At 68.8% G+C, this 18,107-nt stretch carries 14 protein-coding genes and 1 tRNA gene; 11 read left to right on the top strand and 4 right to left on the bottom strand.

What is annotated here, in order from left to right; genetic code table 11:
- Positions 1 to 5: 5 nt before the first annotated feature.
- The 8 genes from hutU to CFB35_RS11230 all read left to right on the top strand — a co-directional run bounded on the left by hutU (position 6) and on the right by CFB35_RS11230 (position 10,295).
- Positions 6 to 1,694, top strand: coding sequence for a urocanate hydratase (hutU, locus tag CFB35_RS11270; protein WP_059578320.1), 1,689 nt, complete (start codon positions 6 to 8; stop codon positions 1,692 to 1,694).
- 2 nt (positions 1,695 to 1,696) lie between these two features.
- On the top strand, positions 1,697 to 2,320 hold the full coding sequence (locus CFB35_RS11265; protein ID WP_059578323.1) for a HutD family protein: 624 nt from the start codon (positions 1,697 to 1,699) through the stop codon (positions 2,318 to 2,320).
- 4 nt (positions 2,321 to 2,324) lie between these two features.
- The gene (gene hutI, locus CFB35_RS11260; RefSeq protein ID WP_059578324.1) at positions 2,325 to 3,548 is read left to right on the top strand and encodes an imidazolonepropionase; all 1,224 of its coding nucleotides are present in this window, start codon (positions 2,325 to 2,327) and stop codon (positions 3,546 to 3,548) included.
- 197 nt (positions 3,549 to 3,745) lie between these two features.
- On the top strand, positions 3,746 to 5,122 hold the full coding sequence (locus CFB35_RS11255; protein WP_059578327.1) for a formimidoylglutamate deiminase: 1,377 nt from the start codon (positions 3,746 to 3,748) through the stop codon (positions 5,120 to 5,122).
- Between the two features lie 57 nt (positions 5,123 to 5,179).
- Positions 5,180 to 5,977: an N-formylglutamate deformylase gene (gene hutG / locus CFB35_RS11250; RefSeq protein ID WP_059578330.1), complete on the top strand. Its 798-nt coding sequence runs from the start codon at positions 5,180 to 5,182 to the stop codon at positions 5,975 to 5,977.
- 733 nt (positions 5,978 to 6,710) lie between these two features.
- Entirely contained in the window at positions 6,711 to 7,523 is an 813-nt protein-coding gene (locus tag CFB35_RS11240; RefSeq protein WP_089465005.1) for a gamma-glutamyl-gamma-aminobutyrate hydrolase family protein, read from the top strand.
- 11 nt (positions 7,524 to 7,534) lie between these two features.
- Positions 7,535 to 8,872, top strand: a complete 1,338-nt coding sequence (locus CFB35_RS11235; RefSeq protein ID WP_059578335.1) for a glutamine synthetase family protein — start codon at positions 7,535 to 7,537, stop codon at positions 8,870 to 8,872.
- 28 nt (positions 8,873 to 8,900) lie between these two features.
- Positions 8,901 to 10,295: an aspartate aminotransferase family protein gene (locus CFB35_RS11230; protein ID WP_089464947.1), complete on the top strand. Its 1,395-nt coding sequence runs from the start codon at positions 8,901 to 8,903 to the stop codon at positions 10,293 to 10,295.
- A 115-nt stretch (positions 10,296 to 10,410) separates the two neighbouring features.
- Here CFB35_RS11230 and CFB35_RS11225 read toward each other — a convergent pair.
- Positions 10,411 to 10,485, bottom strand: a tRNA-Val gene (locus CFB35_RS11225).
- Between the two features lie 99 nt (positions 10,486 to 10,584).
- On the bottom strand, positions 10,585 to 11,487 hold the full coding sequence (locus tag CFB35_RS11220; RefSeq protein WP_089464946.1) for a LysR family transcriptional regulator: 903 nt from the start codon (positions 11,485 to 11,487) through the stop codon (positions 10,585 to 10,587).
- A gap of 172 nt (positions 11,488 to 11,659) precedes the next feature.
- Between CFB35_RS11220 and CFB35_RS11215 the strand changes: the two genes are divergently transcribed.
- The 3 genes from CFB35_RS11215 to CFB35_RS11205 all read left to right on the top strand — a co-directional run bounded on the left by CFB35_RS11215 (position 11,660) and on the right by CFB35_RS11205 (position 16,181).
- Positions 11,660 to 13,411, top strand: a complete 1,752-nt coding sequence (locus CFB35_RS11215) for an acyl-CoA dehydrogenase family protein (protein WP_089464945.1) — start codon at positions 11,660 to 11,662, stop codon at positions 13,409 to 13,411.
- Entirely contained in the window at positions 13,408 to 14,610 is a 1,203-nt protein-coding gene (locus CFB35_RS11210) for a CaiB/BaiF CoA-transferase family protein (RefSeq protein WP_089464944.1), read from the top strand. The genes CFB35_RS11215 and CFB35_RS11210 overlap by 4 nt, the downstream gene beginning before the upstream one ends.
- Positions 14,611 to 14,768: 158 nt before the next feature.
- Positions 14,769 to 16,181 (top strand): MFS transporter, encoded by a 1,413-nt coding sequence (locus tag CFB35_RS11205; protein WP_089465004.1) that lies wholly within the window; start codon positions 14,769 to 14,771, stop codon positions 16,179 to 16,181.
- A gap of 215 nt (positions 16,182 to 16,396) precedes the next feature.
- On the opposite strand, the gene CFB35_RS11200 is transcribed toward CFB35_RS11205, so the two are convergent.
- Complete coding sequence (locus CFB35_RS11200; protein ID WP_006478357.1) at positions 16,397 to 16,672, bottom strand: oxidative damage protection protein; 276 nt, start codon at positions 16,670 to 16,672, stop codon at positions 16,397 to 16,399.
- Positions 16,673 to 16,725: 53 nt separating this feature from the next.
- On the bottom strand, positions 16,726 to 18,105 hold the full coding sequence (gene argA, locus CFB35_RS11195; protein WP_059583282.1) for an amino-acid N-acetyltransferase: 1,380 nt from the start codon (positions 18,103 to 18,105) through the stop codon (positions 16,726 to 16,728).
- Positions 18,106 to 18,107: the final 2 nt, after the last annotated feature.

Raw genomic sequence — 18,107 nt, 5'->3', positions numbered from 1 at the left:
TCGTCATGAACCATCCGAAACACATCGATCCCCGTCTCGATCCGACGCGCACGATCCGCGCGCCGCGCGGCAGCGAGAAGACGTGCAAGACCTGGCTGGCCGAAGCGGCCTACCGGATGATCCAGAACAACCTCGACCCGGAAGTCGCCGAACATCCGCACGCGCTCGTCGTGTACGGCGGCATCGGTCGCGCGGCGCGCAACTGGGAATGCTACGACCAGATCCTCGCGTCGCTGAAGGATCTCGAGGAAAACGAAACGCTGCTGATCCAGTCGGGCAAGCCGGTCGGCGTGTTCCGCACGCACAAGGATGCGCCGCGCGTGCTGCTCGCGAACTCGAACCTCGTGCCGCACTGGGCGAACTGGGATCACTTCCACGAGCTCGACCGCAAGGGCCTGATGATGTACGGCCAGATGACGGCCGGCAGCTGGATCTACATCGGCAGCCAGGGCATCGTGCAGGGCACCTATGAAACCTTCTTCTCGGTCGCGAACCAGCACTTCAACGGCGATCCGTCGGGCCGCTGGATCCTGACGGGCGGCCTGGGCGGGATGGGCGGCGCGCAGCCGCTCGCCGCGACGATGGCCGGCTTCTCGATGATCGCGGTCGAATGCGACGAGACGCGCATCGACTTCCGCCTGAAGACGCGCTACGTCGACAAGAAGGCGACGACGCTCGACGAGGCGCTCGGCATGATCGACGAAGCGAAGCGCACCGGCAAGCCGGTGTCGGTCGGCCTGCTCGGCAACGCGGCCGACGTGTTCGCGGAACTCGTCGCGCGCGGCATCACGCCGGACTGCGTGACCGACCAGACGAGCGCGCACGATCCGATCAACGGCTACCTGCCGCAAGGCTGGACCGTCGCGCAATGGCGCGAAGCGCAAAAGGTCGATCCGCAGAGCATCGTGAAGGTCGCTAAGCAGTCGATGGCCGTCCAGGTGCGCGCGATGCTCGCGCTGCAGGAACGCGGCGCGGCGACGCTCGACTACGGCAACAACATCCGCCAGATGGCGCTGGAAATGGGCGTCGAGAACGCATTCGACTTCCCGGGCTTCGTGCCGGCGTACATCCGGCCGCTGTTCTGCGAAGGCAAGGGCCCGTTCCGCTGGGTCGCGCTGTCCGGCGATCCGGAAGACATCTACAAGACCGACCAGAAGGTGAAGGAGCTGATCCCCGACGATCCGCACCTGCACAACTGGCTCGACATGGCGCGTGAGCGCATCGCGTTCCAGGGCCTGCCTGCACGGATCTGCTGGGTCGGCGTGAAGGATCGCTATCGCCTCGGCCAGGCGTTCAACGAGATGGTGAAGAACGGCGAACTGAAGGCGCCGATCGTGATCGGCCGCGACCACCTCGACACCGGTTCGGTCGCGAGCCCGAACCGCGAGACGGAATCGATGAAGGACGGCTCGGACGCCGTCAGCGACTGGCCGCTGCTGAACGCGCTGCTGAACACCGCAGGCGGCGCGTCGTGGGTGTCGCTGCACCATGGCGGCGGCGTCGGCATGGGCTTCTCGCAGCACTCGGGCGTCGTGATCGTCGCCGATGGCACGGCCGACGCGCACGAGCGTCTCGGTCGCGTGCTGCTGAACGATCCGGCGACGGGCGTGATGCGCCATGCGGATGCCGGCTACGAACTCGCGCAGCAGACGGCTCGCGAAGCCGGCCTCAAGCTGCCGATGCTCGGCCGCTGAGCATGACGGCGCTCGATCAGGCGCCGGCGAACGCAACACCGGCCGTCGCGGTAATCCGCGCGGCGGATCTCGTTGCGTCGCGGTGGAAGAACGGCGGTGGCGTGACGCGCGAAATCGGCGCGTTCCCGCCCGGCGCGGCACTCGATGCGTTCGCGTGGCGCGTGAGCGTCGCGGACGTCGGCACGGCCGGGCCGTTCTCGCGTTTCGACGGCGTCGACCGTACGCTCGTGCTGCTGTCCGGCGCGGGCATGACGCTCGCAGAAGCGGGCGGCGCGCGGCACGTGCTGGACGCGCCGCTGGCCCGCGCGGATTTCGCGGGCGAGACGGCGATCGATGCGACGCTGCACGACGGCGCGACGCGCGACTTCAACCTGATGACGCGCCGTTGCGCCGCGCGTGGCGCGCTCGACGTGTGGCGCGCGGGCGCGCACCGTCTTGCGCCGGCCGATACCGTGCTGCTGTTCTGCGCGGCCGGTGCGGTCGGCGTCGACATCGACGGCATGCACTACGCGCTGGAAGACATGGACACGTTGCGGCTCGACGGGCCGCCGCGTGCGTTTGACGTCGTCGTGAGCGGAAGCGGCGCGCTGCTCGCCGTCACGCTTGCCGTCGGCGAACGAGACTGAACGCATGAAACCGACTGTCTGGCATCACCTGAGGCTGTGTCCGCACGGCCATCCCGACGAGACGATCGACGACGCGGCGATCGCCGTCGACGAAACCGGCACGATCGCGTGGCTCGGCGCGCTGTCCGCGCTGCCGCACGGTTACGCGCACTGGCGGCGCGAGGACCTGCACGGCGCGTGGGTGACGCCGGGCCTCGTCGACTGCCATACGCACCTCGTGTACGGCGGCACGCGTGCCGACGAATTCGCGCAGCGCCTCGCGGGCGTCAGCTACGAGGAAATCGCGCGGCAGGGCGGCGGGATCGTGTCGACGGTGCGCGCGACGCGCGCGGCCGACGAGACGACGCTGTTCGTGCAGGCTGCCGCGCGCCTGCAGCCGCTGCTCGCCGAAGGCGTGACCGCGATCGAGATCAAATCCGGCTACGGGCTGGACCTCGCGAGCGAGCGCAAGATGCTGCGCGTCGCGCGCCAGCTCGGCGAGCGCTTCCCGGTCAGCGTCTACACGACCTTCCTCGGCGCGCATGCGCTGCCGCCCGAATATGCGGGCCGCGCGGATGCGTACATCGACGAAGTGTGCGACCGGATGCTGCCGACGCTGGCCGACGAAGGGCTCGTCGACGCGGTCGACGTGTTCTGCGAACGCATCGGCTTTTCGCTCGCGCAGACCGAGCGCGTGTTCGAGGCCGCGACGCGGCGCGGGCTGCCGGTGAAGCTGCATGCGGAGCAACTGTCGAATGCGGGCGGCACGGCGCTTGCCGCGCGCTACCGCGCGCTGTCCGCCGATCACCTCGAATTTCTCGACGAAGCCGGCATCGAGGCGATGAAGGCGGCCGGCACGGTCGCCGTGCTGCTGCCCGGCGCGTACTACTTCATCCGCGAAACGCAACTGCCGCCGATCGAGCTGCTGCGCAAGCACGGCGTGCCGATCGCGCTCGCGACCGATCACAACCCCGGCACGTCGCCGCTTGAATCGCTGCTGCTGACGCTGAACATGGGCTGCACGCTGTTCCGCATGACGGTGCCCGAGGTGCTGCAGGGCGTCACGCGCCATGCGGCCGCGGCGCTCGGCCGCGCGGATCGTCACGGCGCGCTCGAAGTCGGTCGACAGGCCGACTTCGCCGCGTGGTCGGTCGGCTCGCTGGCCGAGCTCGCGTACTGGATCGGCCGGCCGCTGTGCGAGCAGGTCGTCCGCGGCGGCACGACCGTGTTTCGCCGGATGAACGGATAAGTTTCACGTCGGCCGGGCCGGGTCGTGACGGACCGGGCCCGGCCGACGCCTTGCATGGGACCGGGCCCGGCGCGCCAGCGCGCCCTCCGGTCGATCGCCGCGACGCAGGGGCGGGCGCGATGCGCTCGCGCCTGCCGGCCGCGGTACCGGGCCGGACGACACGCTTGCGTGCTGGATCCGGTCGATGAGGACTCGCAATGACCGACACGATGTTGTTCGCGGACCATGCCTACCTGCCCGATGGCTGGCGCCGCAACGTGCTGCTGCGCTGGGACGCGGCCGGCACGCTGACCGACGTGACGCCCGACACCGACGCCCCGGCGGGCGTCGCGCGCGCGGCCGGGCCGGTGCTGCCCGGCATGCCGAACCTGCATTCGCACGCATTCCAGCGCGCGATGGCGGGGCTCACCGAATACCGCGCGAATCCCGCCGACAGCTTCTGGAGCTGGCGCGACCTGATGTACCGCTTCGCGCTGAAGATCACGCCCGACGCGCTCGCGGCGATTGCACGCTGGCTGTACGTCGAGATGCTCAAGTGCGGCTACACGTCGGTGTGCGAATTCCACTACGTGCATCACGCGCAGGACGGCTCGCGCTATCCGCGGATCGCCGAGCTCGGCTCGCGCGTGATCGACGCCGCGCGCTCGGCCGGCATCGGCATCACGATGCTGCCCGTGTCGTACCAGTTCGCGGGCTTCGGCAACAAGCCGCCGCGCGACGACCAGCGCCGTTTCATCAACACGCCCGACGGCGTGCTCGAACTGCTCGACGCGATGCGTCGCGCGGCGCCCGAGCATGGCGGGCTGCGCTACGGCGTCGCGCCGCATTCGCTGCGCGCGGTGTCCGAGAACGGGCTGCGTGCGCTGCTCGACGGGTTGCCCGACGATGCGCCGGTGCATATCCACATCGCCGAGCAGACGGCCGAGGTCGACGACTGCGTGCGCGCTTACGGCGCACGTCCCGTGCAATGGCTGCTCGATCGATTCGACGTCGATGCGCGCTGGTGCCTCGTGCACGCCACGCACGTCGATGCGGCCGAGACGGCGGCGCTCGCGAGGCGTCGCGCGGTCGCCGGGCTGTGCCTGACGACCGAAGCGAACCTCGGCGACGGCGTGTTCCCGGCCGTCGACTATCTCGCGCAAGGCGGCGTGATCGGCGTCGGCTCGGACAGCCACGCATCGGTCGAGTGGCGCTCGGAGCTGCGCCTGCTCGAATACGGGCAGCGGCTCGTGCATCGTGCGCGCAACGTGCTGGCGAGCGAATCGCAGGCGCACGTCGCCGATCGCCTGTTCGACGCGTCGCTCGCGGGCGGCGCGCAGGCGAGCGGGCGGCGCATCGGCGCGCTGCGTGCAGGCTGTCGCGCCGACTGGCTCGTGCTCGATCCCGATCATCCGGCGATTGCCGAACACGACAGCGCGGCATGGCTGTCGGGCATCGTGTTCGCCGAACACGGCGAGACGCCGGTGCTCGACGTCTACACGGGCGGCGAGCGCGTCGTGAGCGGCCGCCGCCATCGCGACGAAGCCGCCGCGTATGCCGACTACCGCGCCGCGCTGGCGCAATTGCTGCGCTGACGCGCGGCAACCGGCGCGCCGCATGCGCGCGCCGGCAGACTCTTACGGTGAGGCGACATGACTGAACAACCGGCTGTATTCACGCTGAAGCAGGGCACGCTGCCGCTGCTGATCTCGATTCCGCACGCGGGCACGCACATTCCCGACGACATCGCCGCGACGATGACGCCCGACGCGCGCTTCGTCGACGATTGCGACTGGCATCTCGAGCGGCTGTACGGCTTCGCGGCCGAACTCGGCGCATCGATCCTCGTGCCGTCGCACGCGCGTTACGTCGTCGACCTGAACCGTCCGCCCGACAACGAGAACCTGTATCCGGGGCAGGACACGACGGGGCTCGTGCCGATCGATACGTTCGACAAGGCGCCGCTGTATCCGGCGAACGCGCTGCCCGGCAACGACGAGATCATGCGTCGCCGCGACCGTTACTGGCTGCCGTATCACGACGCGCTGCAACGCGAGATCGCGCGCCTGAAGGGCGAACACGGCCGCGTGCTCGTGTGGGAAGCGCATTCGATCCGCTCGCATGTGCCGCGTTTCTTCGACGGCCGCCTGCCGGACTTCAACTTCGGCACGTCGAGCGGGGCGAGTGCGGCGCCCGGTCTCGCGGAGGCGCTGGCTGCGCGTGTACTCGCGCACGGCGGCTACACGGCCGTCGCGAACGGGCGCTTCAAGGGCGGCTACATCACGCGTCACTATGGCATGCCCGAGACCGGCGTCGAGGCCGTGCAGCTCGAACTGTCGCAGATCACCTACATGGAAGAGACGCGTCCGTACGCGTACGACGAAGCGCGTGCCGCGCGGATCGTGCCGCTGCTGCGGACGCTCGTCGAAACCGCGCTCGCGCATCGCTGAGCACGAGCCGCCACGATGCGGCGGCGCGGCGCGAGGGCGCGTCCTGCCCCGCAGGCCCGTAGCCGGCAAGCCGATGCAATGCACAAAACGGCATCGATCGCGCGGATCGATGCCGTTTTTTTCATCTGACCGGTGTCGTCATCAGCCCCTGAAAAGTTGACGCAATTTTTAGGTGATATAAGCTGAATGTCAGGAAGTCGTCACGCGCGCACCGGCGGCGAGGCCATCGACGATGGCCGGCCTGCGCCGGCATGCGCGCGAGACATCTTGCTGACGTGTCGCCACGCGGCATTGCGACACGTGTCCTGCCTCCATCAGTCAGTCGAGTACGATCGTGAAAGCCGCCAGCCCTTCGATACGCCGGACGCGAAGTCCGTCGGCGGGCGCGCCGCCTCAGGCCGGGCCGAACCGGCATGCTGATCGCGGCACGCGCGCCGCCCCGTTACGCGAGCCTCGTTTCTTCGCCGTTTCCCATCGCGGCCCGCGCCGCTTCAATCTCGTGACCGTGCACCTGTTCAGCGCGGTGCAGTGCGACGGCAGCGCGTCGTTGTTGCCCTAGCGTCCCTTTCCGCTCCCGTCCCGGGCCGTACCGCCTGTTGCCGCACCGTTCGCGCGGCGGGATCGCGCCTGCGCCTGCGCTGGCGCGGCGCGATTGCACGCGCGTGCGGCGTACCAGCAAACCTGCGTCGTTGCGCGCACGAGCGTGTCGTGCACGATTACCGGAGAGACGCCGATGCGTGCGCGACCGATCGTAGCCGTCACTGCCGACCGCATCCTGCGCGGCGCCCATCCGAACCACGCGGCGGGCGAGAAGTACCTCACCGCGCTCGTCGACGGCGCCGGCGCGCTGGCGTTCGTGCTGCCCGCGCTCGGCGCGCGGCAGCCGGCCGAGGCGATCGTCGCGGCGGTCGATGGGCTGCTGTTGACCGGCAGCTATTCGAACGTCGAGCCGCATCATTACGGCGGCGCCGCGAGCGCGCCCGATACGCTGCACGATCCGGCGCGCGATGCGACCGCGTTGCCGCTGATCCGTGCGGCGATCGACGCGGGCGTACCCGTGCTCGCGATCTGCCGCGGCATGCAGGAACTGAACGTCGCGTATGGCGGCACGCTGCATCAGCGGCTGCATGCGACGACCGGCTTCGACGACCATCGCGAACGGCCGGCCGATCCGCTTGAACGGCAGTACGGTCCCGCGCACGTCGTGCGGCTCGCGCCGGACGGCCTGCTGCAGCGGATCGCGCGCGGCGCGCGCGAGGCGACGGTCAATTCGCTGCACGACCAGGGCATCGCGCGCCTGGGCGCAGGGCTTGCCGTCGAAGCGAGCGCGCCCGACGGGCTGGTCGAGGCCGTCAGCGTGCGCGGCGCGCGTGCGTTCGCGCTGGGCGTGCAGTGGCATCCCGAATGGCGCTACGCGGAGCAGCCGCTGTCGCGCGACATCTTCGCGGCATTCGGCGCGGCGTGCCGCGCGCGGATGACGCACCGCCTTCATGCGGCCGGCGGCGCGACACCGTCGCCGGCCGCATCCGACATCGATATCGACTAACGAGACCGATCATGCAACCCGAACTGAGCGAATTCCTGCGTCAGCACCGCATTACCGAAGTCGAGGCGATCATTCCCGACATGGCCGGCATCGCGCGCGGCAAGATCATTCCGCGCAACAAGTTCGAATCCGGCGAGTCGATGCGCCTGCCGCAGGCCGTGATGGTGCAGACCGTCACCGGCGACTATCCGGAAGACGGGTCGCTCACCGGCGTGACCGACCCCGACATGGTGTGCGTGCCCGATCCGTCGACGATCTGCCTGATCCCGTGGGCCGTCGACCCGACCGCGCAGGTGATCCACGACTGCGTGCACTTCGACGGCTCGCCGGTCGAGATCTCGCCGCGCTACGTGCTGCGCCGCGTGCTCGACCTGTACAAGGCGAAGGGCTGGACGCCCGTCGTCGCCCCCGAGCTGGAGTTCTATCTGGTCGACATGAACGCCGATCCCGACTTGCCGCTGCGTCCGCCCGTCGGCCGCACGGGGCGGGCGGAAACGGGCCGCCAGTCGTATTCGATCGAGGCCGTCAACGAGTTCGATCCGCTGTTCGAGGACATCTACGAGTACTGCGAAATGCAGGGCCTCGATATCGAGACGCTGATTCACGAAGTCGGTGCCGCGCAGATGGAGATCAACTTCGTGCATGGCGATGCGCTGTCGCTGGCCGACCAGGTGTTCCTGTTCAAGCGCACCGTGCGCGAGGCCGCGCTGCGCCACAACATGTATGCGACGTTCATGGCCAAGCCGATGGAGGGCGAGCCGGGCTCCGCGATGCACATCCATCAGAGTCTCGCCGATGCGCGCACCGGCCGCAACCTGTTCGCCGACGAAGGCGGGGTCGTGTCGCCGCTGTTTCACAGCTATCTCGCGGGGCTGCAGAAGTACACGCCCGCGCTGATGCCGATCTTCGCGCCGTACATCAACTCGTATCGCCGCCTGTCGCGCTTCATGGCCGCGCCGATCAACGTGCAGTGGGGGTACGACAACCGCACGGTGGGCTTTCGCATTCCGCAGTCGAGCCCCGTCGCGCGACGCATCGAGAACCGGATTCCAGGTGTCGACTGCAACCCGTACCTCGCGTTCGCGGCGACGCTCGCCGCCGGCTATCTCGGCATCACGCAACAGCTCGCGCCGACCGAGCCGATCGCATCCGACGGCTACGACCTGCCGTACCAACTGCCGCGCAACCTCGAGGAAGGCATCTCGCTGATGGCCGCGTGCGAGCCGCTCGCCGGCATCCTCGGCGACAAGTTCGTGAAGGCCTATCTGGCGTTGAAGGAAACCGAATACGAAGCGTTCTTCCGCGTGATCAGCTCGTGGGAACGTAGGCACCTGCTGCTGCACGTGTAAGCGTGCGGCGCTGTTTGACGGAGAAAACATGACCGATCGAAACGAAGCACTTTCGCAGTACTCGACCACCGAATACCGCGCGCTGGACGCCGCGCACCACATCCACCCGTTCTCGGACATGGGCGCGCTCAACCGCGCCGGCAGCCGCGTGATCGTGAAGGCCGACGGCGTCTACCTGTGGGATTCGGACGGCAACAAGATCATCGACGGGATGGCCGGCCTGTGGTGCGTGAACGTCGGCTACGGCCGCAAGGAACTGGCCGACGCCGCGTATCGCCAGATCCAGGAACTGCCCTTCTACAACACGTTCTTCAAGACCACGCACCCGCCGATCATCGAGCTTTCCGCGATGCTCGCGGAAGTGACGCCGGCCGGCTTCAACCACTTCTTCTACTGCAACAGCGGCTCGGAAGGCAACGACACCGTGCTGCGCCTCGTGCACCAGTACTGGCGCGTGCAGGGCAAGCCGCAGAAGAAATACGTGATCTCGCGCAGGAACGGCTATCACGGCTCGACGATCGCGGGCGGCACGCTCGGCGGGATGGGCTACATGCACGAGCAGATGCCGTCGAAGGTCGAGCACATCGTGCATATCGACCAGCCGTATTTCTTCGGCGAAGCGCAAGCCGGCGAGACGCCCGAAGCGTTCGGCCTCGCGCGCGCGCGGCAGCTCGAAGCGAAGATTCTCGAACTCGGCGCGGACAACGTCGCGGCGTTCATCGGCGAGCCGTTCCAGGGCGCGGGCGGCGTGATCTTCCCGCCGTCGACGTACTGGCCGGAAATCCAGCGGATCTGCCGCAAGTACGACATCCTGCTGGTGGCCGACGAGGTGATCGGCGGGTTCGGGCGCACCGGCGAATGGTTCGCGCATCAGCACTTCGGCTTCGAGCCGGACCTGATCACGATGGCGAAGGGCCTGACGTCGGGCTACGTACCGATGGGCGCGGTGGGCATACACGAGCGCGTCGCGCGCCCGATCATCGACAACGGCGAATTCAACCACGGCCTCACGTATTCGGGCCACCCGGTGGCGGCGGCCGTCGCGGTCGCGAACCTGAAGCTGCTGCGCGACGAGGGAATCGTCGAGCGCGTGAGGACCGATATCGGCCCGTATTTCCAGCGCCGGCTGCGTGACGCGCTGGGCGATCATCCGATCGTCGGGGAGATTGCCGGGGCAGGGCTCGTCGCGGGCGTTCAGCTTGCGCGCGATCGTGAGCGGCGCGAACGGTTCGATGCGAGTGTCGATATCGGCACGATCTGCCGCGACTTCTGTTTCAACGGCAACCTGATCATGCGCGCGACCGGCGACCGGATGCTACTGTCGCCGCCGCTCGTGATTCGCGAGGCGGAGGTCGACGAGATCGTCGACAAGGCGAGGCGTGCATTCGATGCGACGGCGCAGCGGGTGGGGGGCGTGCGGTAAGGCGTTACCTGCGAGCGGACGCGGCGGCGCATGACGTGGCGCCGCGTCGTGCAGGACACGCGCGACGCCAAAACGAAAAGGGCCTGCGTCGTGAGGCGCAGGCCCTTGAATTCTTTGGTGGGCGGTACTGGGATCGAACCAGTGACCCCTGCCGTGTGAAGGCAGTGCTCTACCGCTGAGCTAACCGCCCAAAGAAGAATCAAATTATGTCAGAGCTTTTGGGGTTCGTAAAGCCCTTTGTGCAAATTTTTTTCAAACAGCGGCCAACGCCATTGCACGCGCCGCGCGCTCAGCCCGCGAGCGCGGGCAGCGCATCGATCGATGCGAGCACGTAGCCGGCAAAGCGCAGCGCCACCGGTTCGGCGGTGCCGCTGCGTTTCAGCGCGAGCGTGCGCGATTCGAGCGACGCATCCTTCAGCGGCAGGAACGCGAGCCGATCGCTTTTCGCCCGCTGCAGCACCTGCGGCACCAGCGCGATGCCCATTCCGAACTCGATCATCGACAGGATCGTCTGCCATAGCCGTGCCTCGTGGCGGATCAGCGGACTGAACCCCGCGTTCACGCACTGCGCGATGATCAGGTCGTGATAGTGCGGCGCGGCGTCGCGCGGAAACAGGATGAACGGTTCCGTCGCGAGCGTGGCGAGCGCGACCTGCCTGCGCCGCGCGAGCGGATGCGCGGCCGGCAGGCAGCACACGAACGGCTCCGCATAGACGGGCGCCGATTCGACGTCGGGCGGGAAGTGGCCCCAGTGCGCATAGCCGAGATCGATCTGGCCGCGCTGGATTGCCTGCACCTGCGCGTGCGTGTTCATCTCGCTCAACACGACCTCGACGCCCGGATAGTCGGCCTCGAAGCGACGCACCGCGTCCGGCAGCCCACGATACAGCATCGAGTGGACGAAGCCGATCCGCAGCCGGCCCGCGAGCCCCGACGCGGAGCGCACCGTCAGGCGCTCGGCTTCGGCTGCCTGCAGCAGCAGCCGGCGCGCCTCGCCGAGCAGCACCTCGCCCGCGTTGGTCAGCGCGACCGTCTTGTTGGTGCGCGAAAAGAGCTGCACGCCGAGCGCGTCCTCGAACTTGCGGATGTCGAAACTCAGCGCCGGCTGCGAGATGAACAGGCGCTTCGCCGCGCGCCCGAAATGCAGCTCCTCGGCAACGGCCACGAAGTAGCGCAACTGCCTCAGTTCCATGGTGTCTCCTCCCGGCGGCGGCATCGATAAGCGACATCTATCGTACCGGACAAATCCTGTATTGGACGCTTATCGATCGCGCGCCTACGCTCTGCGGGAGGCTTGACGCAGGGCCGGCCGATGCCGCGACATCCGGCCCGGCCAATGCGCGGGCAACCCAGGAGACGCACGCATGAACGATACCGCTCGCACGCCGGACACCGGCGCATCCAATATCCCCGACAGCCGGGGCCTCAATTTCTTCACCGTCGATCCCGATCTCGGCGCGTTGCTGAAGCTGCATCTCGGCGACGCGTGCTATGCCGAACTCGAGCCGCGGATGCGCGCGCTCGGCGCCCGCGTATCGGGCGAACTCGACGAATGGGCGTCGCGCGCGGACAAGCATCCGCCCGTGCTCGAGCACCGCAACCGGCGCGGCGAGGCCGTGCAGCGGATCGACAAGGATCCGGCGTACGTCGCGCTCGAACGCGTCGCGTATGCGGAGCTCGGGCTCGCGTCGCTGAGCCACGGATCCGAAACCGTGCCGCCGCTCGTCAAGTACGCGCTGACGTTCCTGTTCGTGCAGGCGGAATTCGGGCTGTGCTGCCCGGTCAGCATGACCGATTCGCTGACGCGCACGCTGCGCCGCTTCGGCGATCCGGCGCTCGTCGCGCGCTATCTGCCGAGGCTCGCGTCGCGCGACTTCGACACGCTGTACCAGGGCGCGATGTTCATGACCGAGCAGGCGGCCGGCTCCGACGTCGGCCGGATCGCGACGCGCGCGACCCGCGAAACCGACGCGCACGGCGAGGCCGTCTGGCGCCTGACCGGCGACAAGTGGTTCTGCTCGAACGCGGACGCCGATCTCGCGATGGTGCTCGCGCGGCCCGACGGCGCGCCCGACGGCATCAAGGGCCTCGCGCTGTTCCTGCTGCCGAAGACGCTGCCGGACGGCACGCGCAACCGCTACCGGATCGTGCGCCTGAAGGACAAGCTGGGCAGCCGTTCGATGGCGAGCGGCGAGATCGTGCTCGAAGGCGCGCAGGCTTGGCTGATCGGCGAGATTGGCCGCGGTTTTCACCAGATGGCCGACATGATCAACATGTCGCGGCTGTCGAACGGCGTGCGCGCGGCGGGGCTGATGCGGCGCGCGCTGAACGAGGCGCTGCACGTCGCCGCGCATCGCGAGGCGTTTGGCCGCAAGCTGATCGAGATGCCGCTGATGCAGCGCCAACTGATGAAGATGCTGCTGCCGGCCGAAGCCGCGCGCGCGATGTTCATGCAGATCGCGTTGCTGTTGCCCCAGGCCGACGCGGGCGACCAGCAGGCGGCGCGCTGCGTGCGGATCCTGACGCCGCTGATCAAGTTCCGCGCCTGCCGCGACGCGCGCCGCGTGACGGGCGACGCGATGGAAGTGCGCGGCGGCACCGGCTATATCGAGGAATGGAGCGACGCGCGGCTCGTGCGCGACGCGCACCTCGGTTCGATCTGGGAAGGCACGAGCAACATCGTCGCGCTTGACGTCGCCCGCGCCGCGCAGCGCGAGCATGCGCTCGACGCGCTGCGCACGTTCCTCGGCGATCGTCTGGGCGCGGCGCCGCTGCCCGACGCGAGCCGCACGGCGCTGCGGCGCATCCTCGCGCGGGCGTGCGATGCGCTCGCGAGGGTGGCCGGAGAAGGCGACGACGCGCGCGTGCGGCAGGCCGCGTCCGCGCTGTATTACGCGAGCGCGGCCGTGCTGATGGCCTGCGAGGGCGCACGGCTCGCACCGGATTTCAGGCGTCTCGCGCTCGCGCACCTGATCGTGCGTCACAAGCTGCTGCCGGTCGATCCGCTCGCGCCGGCGCCGCGCGACGACGAATCGGCCGCGTCCGACGCGCTGCTGCGCGGCCTGCCGGTCGCGCTCGACACGGCCCTCGACCTGCTGCCGGAGGTCGAGCGATGAACGCGACGCGTGGCGCACTGGACGGCCTGAAGGTCGTCGACCTGAGCCGGGTGCTCGGCGGCCCGTATTGCACGCAGGCGCTCGCCGATCACGGCGCGACGGTGGTCAAGATCGAGCCGCCCGCCGGCGACGAGACGCGCGGCTGGGGGCCGCCGTTCCTCGGCGACACGGCCTGGTACTTCATGGGCGTGAACCGCAACAAGGAAGGGCTCGCGCTCGACCTGTCGCGCGAAGAAGGGCGCGCGATCCTGTGGCGCCTGCTCGAAGAAGCCGACGTGCTCGTCGAGAACTTCAAGCCGGGCACGCTCGCGCGCTGGGGGATGGACTACGCACGCGACCTGCAGCCGCGCTTTCCGCGCCTGATCCACTGCGCGGTGACGGGCTTCGGCGACGACGGTCCGCTCGGCGGGCTGCCGGGCTACGACGCGGTGATCCAGGCGATGGCCGGGCTGATGAGCGTGAACGGCGAACGCGACGGCGACGCGACCCGCATCGGCCTGCCGATCGTCGACATGGTCACGGGGCTGAACGCACTCGCCGGCATCCTGCTGGCGCTCGCGGAGCGCGAGAAGAGCGGGCGCGGGCAGTCGATCGACGTGGCGCTGTACGACTGCGGCGTGTCGCTGCTGCATCCGCACCTGCCGAACTTCTTCGGGTCGGGCCGCGTGCCGGAACGCAGCGGCAACGCGCATCCGAACATCGCGCCGTACGACAGCTACCGCACGGCGACCGTGCCGATCTTCCTCGCGGTCGGCAACGACCGGCAGTTCGCGCGGCTCGTCGCGCATCTCGGCGCACCGGCGCTCGCCGGCGATCCGCGCTTCGTCGACAACCGCAGCCGCTGCGCGCATCGCCCGGAGCTGAAGGCGGAACTGGAAGCGCGGCTCGGCGCGCATGCGTGCGAGCCGCTCGCGCGCGACCTGATGGCGGCCGGTGTGCCGTGCGGGCCGGTGCGCACGGTGGCCGACGTCGCGCACGATCCGCATGCGCTGCATCGCGAGCTGTTCGTCGAGATCGGCGCGTATCGCGGCACCGCGTCGCCGGTGAAGCTGTCGCGCACGCCGGCCACCTACCGGTCGGCGCCGCCCGCGCTCGGCCGCGACACGCGCGCGGTGCTCGATCGGCTCGGCGTCGATCGCGCGCTTCAGCAGCAACTGCTCGATGCCGGTGTGCTGAAGGTCGGGCCGCACGAGACGTGACGGGCCGAGGGCGCCCGCAAACGAACGTCGTCCCGAACGGACCGACGCCGACATCAAGCAACGCAACGTAGCGCAACCCCGCCAGCCGGCGGCGCAAGGCCGGCCCTCCGGCAACGCGCGCGACCGTCGCGCCGCCGATCACAAACATGGAGACATCGATGAGCCGTCCGCAATCCCCGCCCGCCGCGCAGCCGCGGCCTGGCCGCGCCGCCCTCGCGGCGTTCGTCGGCACCACGATCGAGTGGTACGACTTCTACATCTACGGCACGGCCGCGGCGCTCGTGTTCGGCAAGGTGTTCTTTTCCAGCACGATGGACCCCGGCGTCGCGACGCTGCTCGCGTTCGTCACGTTCTGGGCCGGCTTCGCCGCGCGGCCGCTCGGCGGGATCGTGTTCGGGCATCTCGGCGATCGCGTCGGCCGCAAGACGGCGCTCGTGATCACGCTGGTGATGATGGGGCTCGCGACGACCGGCATCGGGCTGCTGCCCGGCTATGCGTCGATCGGCGTGTGGGCGCCCGCGGGCCTCGTCGTGCTGCGCGTGCTGCAGGGCATCGCGGTCGGCGGCGAGTGGGGCGGCGCGGTGCTGATCGCGAGCGAGAACGCGCCGAAGCATCGCAGCATCCTGTATGCGGCGTTCGCGCAGCAGGGCTCGCCCACCGGCAACCTGCTGGCCACGGCCGCGTTCTTCGCGCTGAGCGCGCTGCCGACGCCGTCGTTCCTGATGTGGGGCTGGCGCATTCCGTTCCTGCTGTCGGCCGTGCTCGTGATCATCGGGATGGTGATCCGGCTGAAGCTCGAGGAATCGGTCGACATGCAGCGCGTGCTCGCGCGCAAGCGCACGGTGAAGCTGCCGCTGCGCGACGTCTTGCGCGATCACTGGGTCGTCGTGCTGCTCGCGGCCGGCACGCTGCCGGTGATCAACGTCACGTATTTCCGCAGCACGTTCGCGCTGTCGTGGGCGACCAAGGAACTCGGTTATGCGCAGGGTACGTTCCTCGGCATCCTGTCGATCTCGCTCGTCGTGCAGTTCCTGATGCAGCCGGTCGGCGCGTGGTTCGTGTCGAAGGTCGACATGCGGCGCGCGATGTGCTGGATCCTGATCCCGGAAATCGTGCTGATGCCCGTGATGTTTCATGCGCTCGCGACGGGTTCGTACTGGGTCGCCGTCGCGGGCATGTGCGTCTCGACGATTCCGTCGGCGATGTTCTACGGCGCGGTCGGCGGCGTGCTCGCGCGCGTGTTTCCGGCCAACATCCGCTATACGGGCCTGTCGCTCGCGTATCAGTTGAGCGCGCTCGTCGTCGGCGGCGGCACGCCGGTGCTCGCGCAGGCGATCCTCAATGCGACGGGCAGCATCGTCGGCGTCGCGATCGCGTCGGGGCTCTATGCGCTCGTGTCGCTTGTCTGCATGGTGGCGCTGCTCAATCGCACCGGACATCGCGCCGACGAACTGTCGAGCGCCGAGCGCAGCGATGCGGCCGAGTGGGGCACCGAGCATACGGGCGCAGGGAACCCGGGCGGCGAAGCCGCGCCACCCGACGATCGCGGCACGTTGAAACCCGCGGGTTGAGGCGGCAGGCCGGCGCGATGCGCCGAGGCGGCGGCGCGGCGATTCCGCGGCATCGGGCGCCGGGCGGGTCGCGCGTCGCGTTGCCTTCGCTCGCGCCAGATCAGGCGTCCCAAAAGCAAACGGCACCGTGCGAGACACGGTGCCGTTTGCTTGGGGCTTTTGCTTCACGTCGCGACGCCGCCGGCACGGCCGGCCGTCGCGAGTCGCGTCGTCGCTCAGCCTTCCGTCGGCGGCACGTAGCCGGACGCCTGGTCCGCGCCGTCGCCGAAGAAGTACTTCTCCGTCTGCTTCATCAGATACTGGCGCGCGCGCGGGTCGGCCATGTTCAGGCGGTTTTCGTTGATCAGCATCGTTTGCTGCTTGAGCCAGCCTTGCCACGCTTCCTTCGAGACGCTCTCGTAAATGCGCTTGCCGAGTTCGCCCGGCAGCGGCGGGAAATCGAGGCCTTCGGCTTCCTTGCCGAGCTTCGCGCATTGGATCATTCGAGCCATCGTGTACTTCTCCTGTAATCGGTGTCTGGGGGGAAGGGCAGTCGTGCCGGTGCTCAGAGCTGTTTCATCAGCACGAGCGACTTGCGCTGCCAGTTATAGAGTTTGCGGCGGTCTTCCGGCAGGTCGTCGACGCTGACCTTGACGAAGCCGCGCTTGAGGAACCAGTGCTCGGTGCGCGTCGTGAGCACGAAGATGTGCGTGAGGCCGCGCGCGCGGGCGCGCTGCTCGATGCGCTTGAGCAGGCGTTCGCCGTCGCCCGAGCCCTGCGCTTCGGGCGCGACCGTCAGGCACGCCATCTCGCCGATCTTCTCCTGCTGGTACGGGTACAGCGCCGCGCAGCCGAACAGCACGCCATCGTGCTCGATCACCGAGAAGTGGTCGATGTCGCGTTCGATCTGGTGGCGGCCGCGCCGCACCAGCGTGCCGTCCGATTCGAGCGGCTCGATCAGCGACAGGATGCCGCCGACGTCGTCCGGCGTCGCTTCGCGCAGGCTTTCGAGGTTCTCGTACGAGATCATCGTGCCGACGCCGTCGTGCAGGAACAGTTCGAGCAGCATGCTGCCGTCGAGCGATTGCGGAATCAGGTGCGCGCGGGTCACGCCGCCGCGGCACGCGCGGATCGAATGCTTGAGGAAGAATGCGTCGTCGCCCTGGATGTTGCCGGAATCGAGCAGCTCGGCGGCCGCGTCGAGCGACATTTCGCGCACCAGGTCGCCTTCGTCGTCGACGATGCCGGGCCCTTCGGTCAGGAAGATGATCTTGTCGGCGCGCAGCGCGATCGCGGCCGCCGACGCGACGTCCTCCATCGACAGGTTGAACGCCTCGCCGGTGGGCGAGAACCCGAGCGGCGACAGCAGCACGAGCTTGCGGCTCGCGAGCGAATGACGGATCGATTCGGCGTCGATCTTGCGCACGATGCCCGTGTGCGCGAAATCGACCCCATCGAGAATCCCCACCGGCCGCGCGGTCACGAAGTTGCCCGACACGACGCTGATGTGCGCGTGCGCCATCGGCGAGTTCGGCAGACCCTGGCTGATCGCGGCCTCGATGTCGAGACGCACTTCACCGGCCGCTTCCTTCGCGGATTCGAGCGCGCGCGCATCGGTGATGCGCAGCCCGTGCGAAAACTCGGATTCGACACCGTGCAGGCTCAATTGCTCCTCGACCTGCGGGCGCGAGCCGTGCACCAGCACGATCTGGATGCCCATCGCCTGCAACAGCGCGATGTCGGATACGAGCGCGTTCAGCAGCCCCTGCTGCACCACCTCGCCGCCGAACCCCACGACGAACGTGCTGTTGCGGAACTTGTGGATATAGGGCGCGACGGAGCGCATCCAGTCGACGAACTGCGCGTGGCTGGCGGCCGAATCGTCGGCGGCCGGCGGCGTCGCGGCGCCGGTCTGAGCGGGAGGGAGGTCGGTTTGGGAATTCATGG

The organism is Burkholderia sp. AU16482 (assembly GCF_002223285.1).
Lineage (GTDB): Bacteria > Pseudomonadota > Gammaproteobacteria > Burkholderiales > Burkholderiaceae > Burkholderia > Burkholderia semiarida.
The sequence above is the reverse complement of the archived record's forward strand: the minus strand, read 5'-3'. Positions and strand labels throughout refer to the sequence as shown.

Bases quoted from the DNA above. Each gene is read 5' to 3' on its own strand.
- hutU (WP_059578320.1), top strand. From the start codon at position 6: ATGAACCATCCGAAACACATCGATCCCCGTCTCGATCCGACGCGCACG.
- CFB35_RS11265 (WP_059578323.1), top strand. From the start codon at position 1,697: ATGACGGCGCTCGATCAGGCGCCGGCGAACGCAACACCGGCCGTCGCG.
- hutI (WP_059578324.1), top strand. From the start codon at position 2,325: ATGAAACCGACTGTCTGGCATCACCTGAGGCTGTGTCCGCACGGCCAT.
- CFB35_RS11255 (WP_059578327.1), top strand. From the start codon at position 3,746: ATGACCGACACGATGTTGTTCGCGGACCATGCCTACCTGCCCGATGGC.
- hutG (WP_059578330.1), top strand. From the start codon at position 5,180: ATGACTGAACAACCGGCTGTATTCACGCTGAAGCAGGGCACGCTGCCG.
- CFB35_RS11240 (WP_089465005.1), top strand. From the start codon at position 6,711: ATGCGTGCGCGACCGATCGTAGCCGTCACTGCCGACCGCATCCTGCGC.
- CFB35_RS11235 (WP_059578335.1), top strand. From the start codon at position 7,535: ATGCAACCCGAACTGAGCGAATTCCTGCGTCAGCACCGCATTACCGAA.
- CFB35_RS11230 (WP_089464947.1), top strand. From the start codon at position 8,901: ATGACCGATCGAAACGAAGCACTTTCGCAGTACTCGACCACCGAATAC.
- CFB35_RS11220 (WP_089464946.1), bottom strand. From the start codon at position 11,487: ATGGAACTGAGGCAGTTGCGCTACTTCGTGGCCGTTGCCGAGGAGCTG.
- CFB35_RS11215 (WP_089464945.1), top strand. From the start codon at position 11,660: ATGAACGATACCGCTCGCACGCCGGACACCGGCGCATCCAATATCCCC.
- CFB35_RS11210 (WP_089464944.1), top strand. From the start codon at position 13,408: ATGAACGCGACGCGTGGCGCACTGGACGGCCTGAAGGTCGTCGACCTG.
- CFB35_RS11205 (WP_089465004.1), top strand. From the start codon at position 14,769: ATGAGCCGTCCGCAATCCCCGCCCGCCGCGCAGCCGCGGCCTGGCCGC.
- CFB35_RS11200 (WP_006478357.1), bottom strand. From the start codon at position 16,672: ATGGCTCGAATGATCCAATGCGCGAAGCTCGGCAAGGAAGCCGAAGGC.
- argA (WP_059583282.1), bottom strand. From the start codon at position 18,105: ATGAATTCCCAAACCGACCTCCCTCCCGCTCAGACCGGCGCCGCGACG.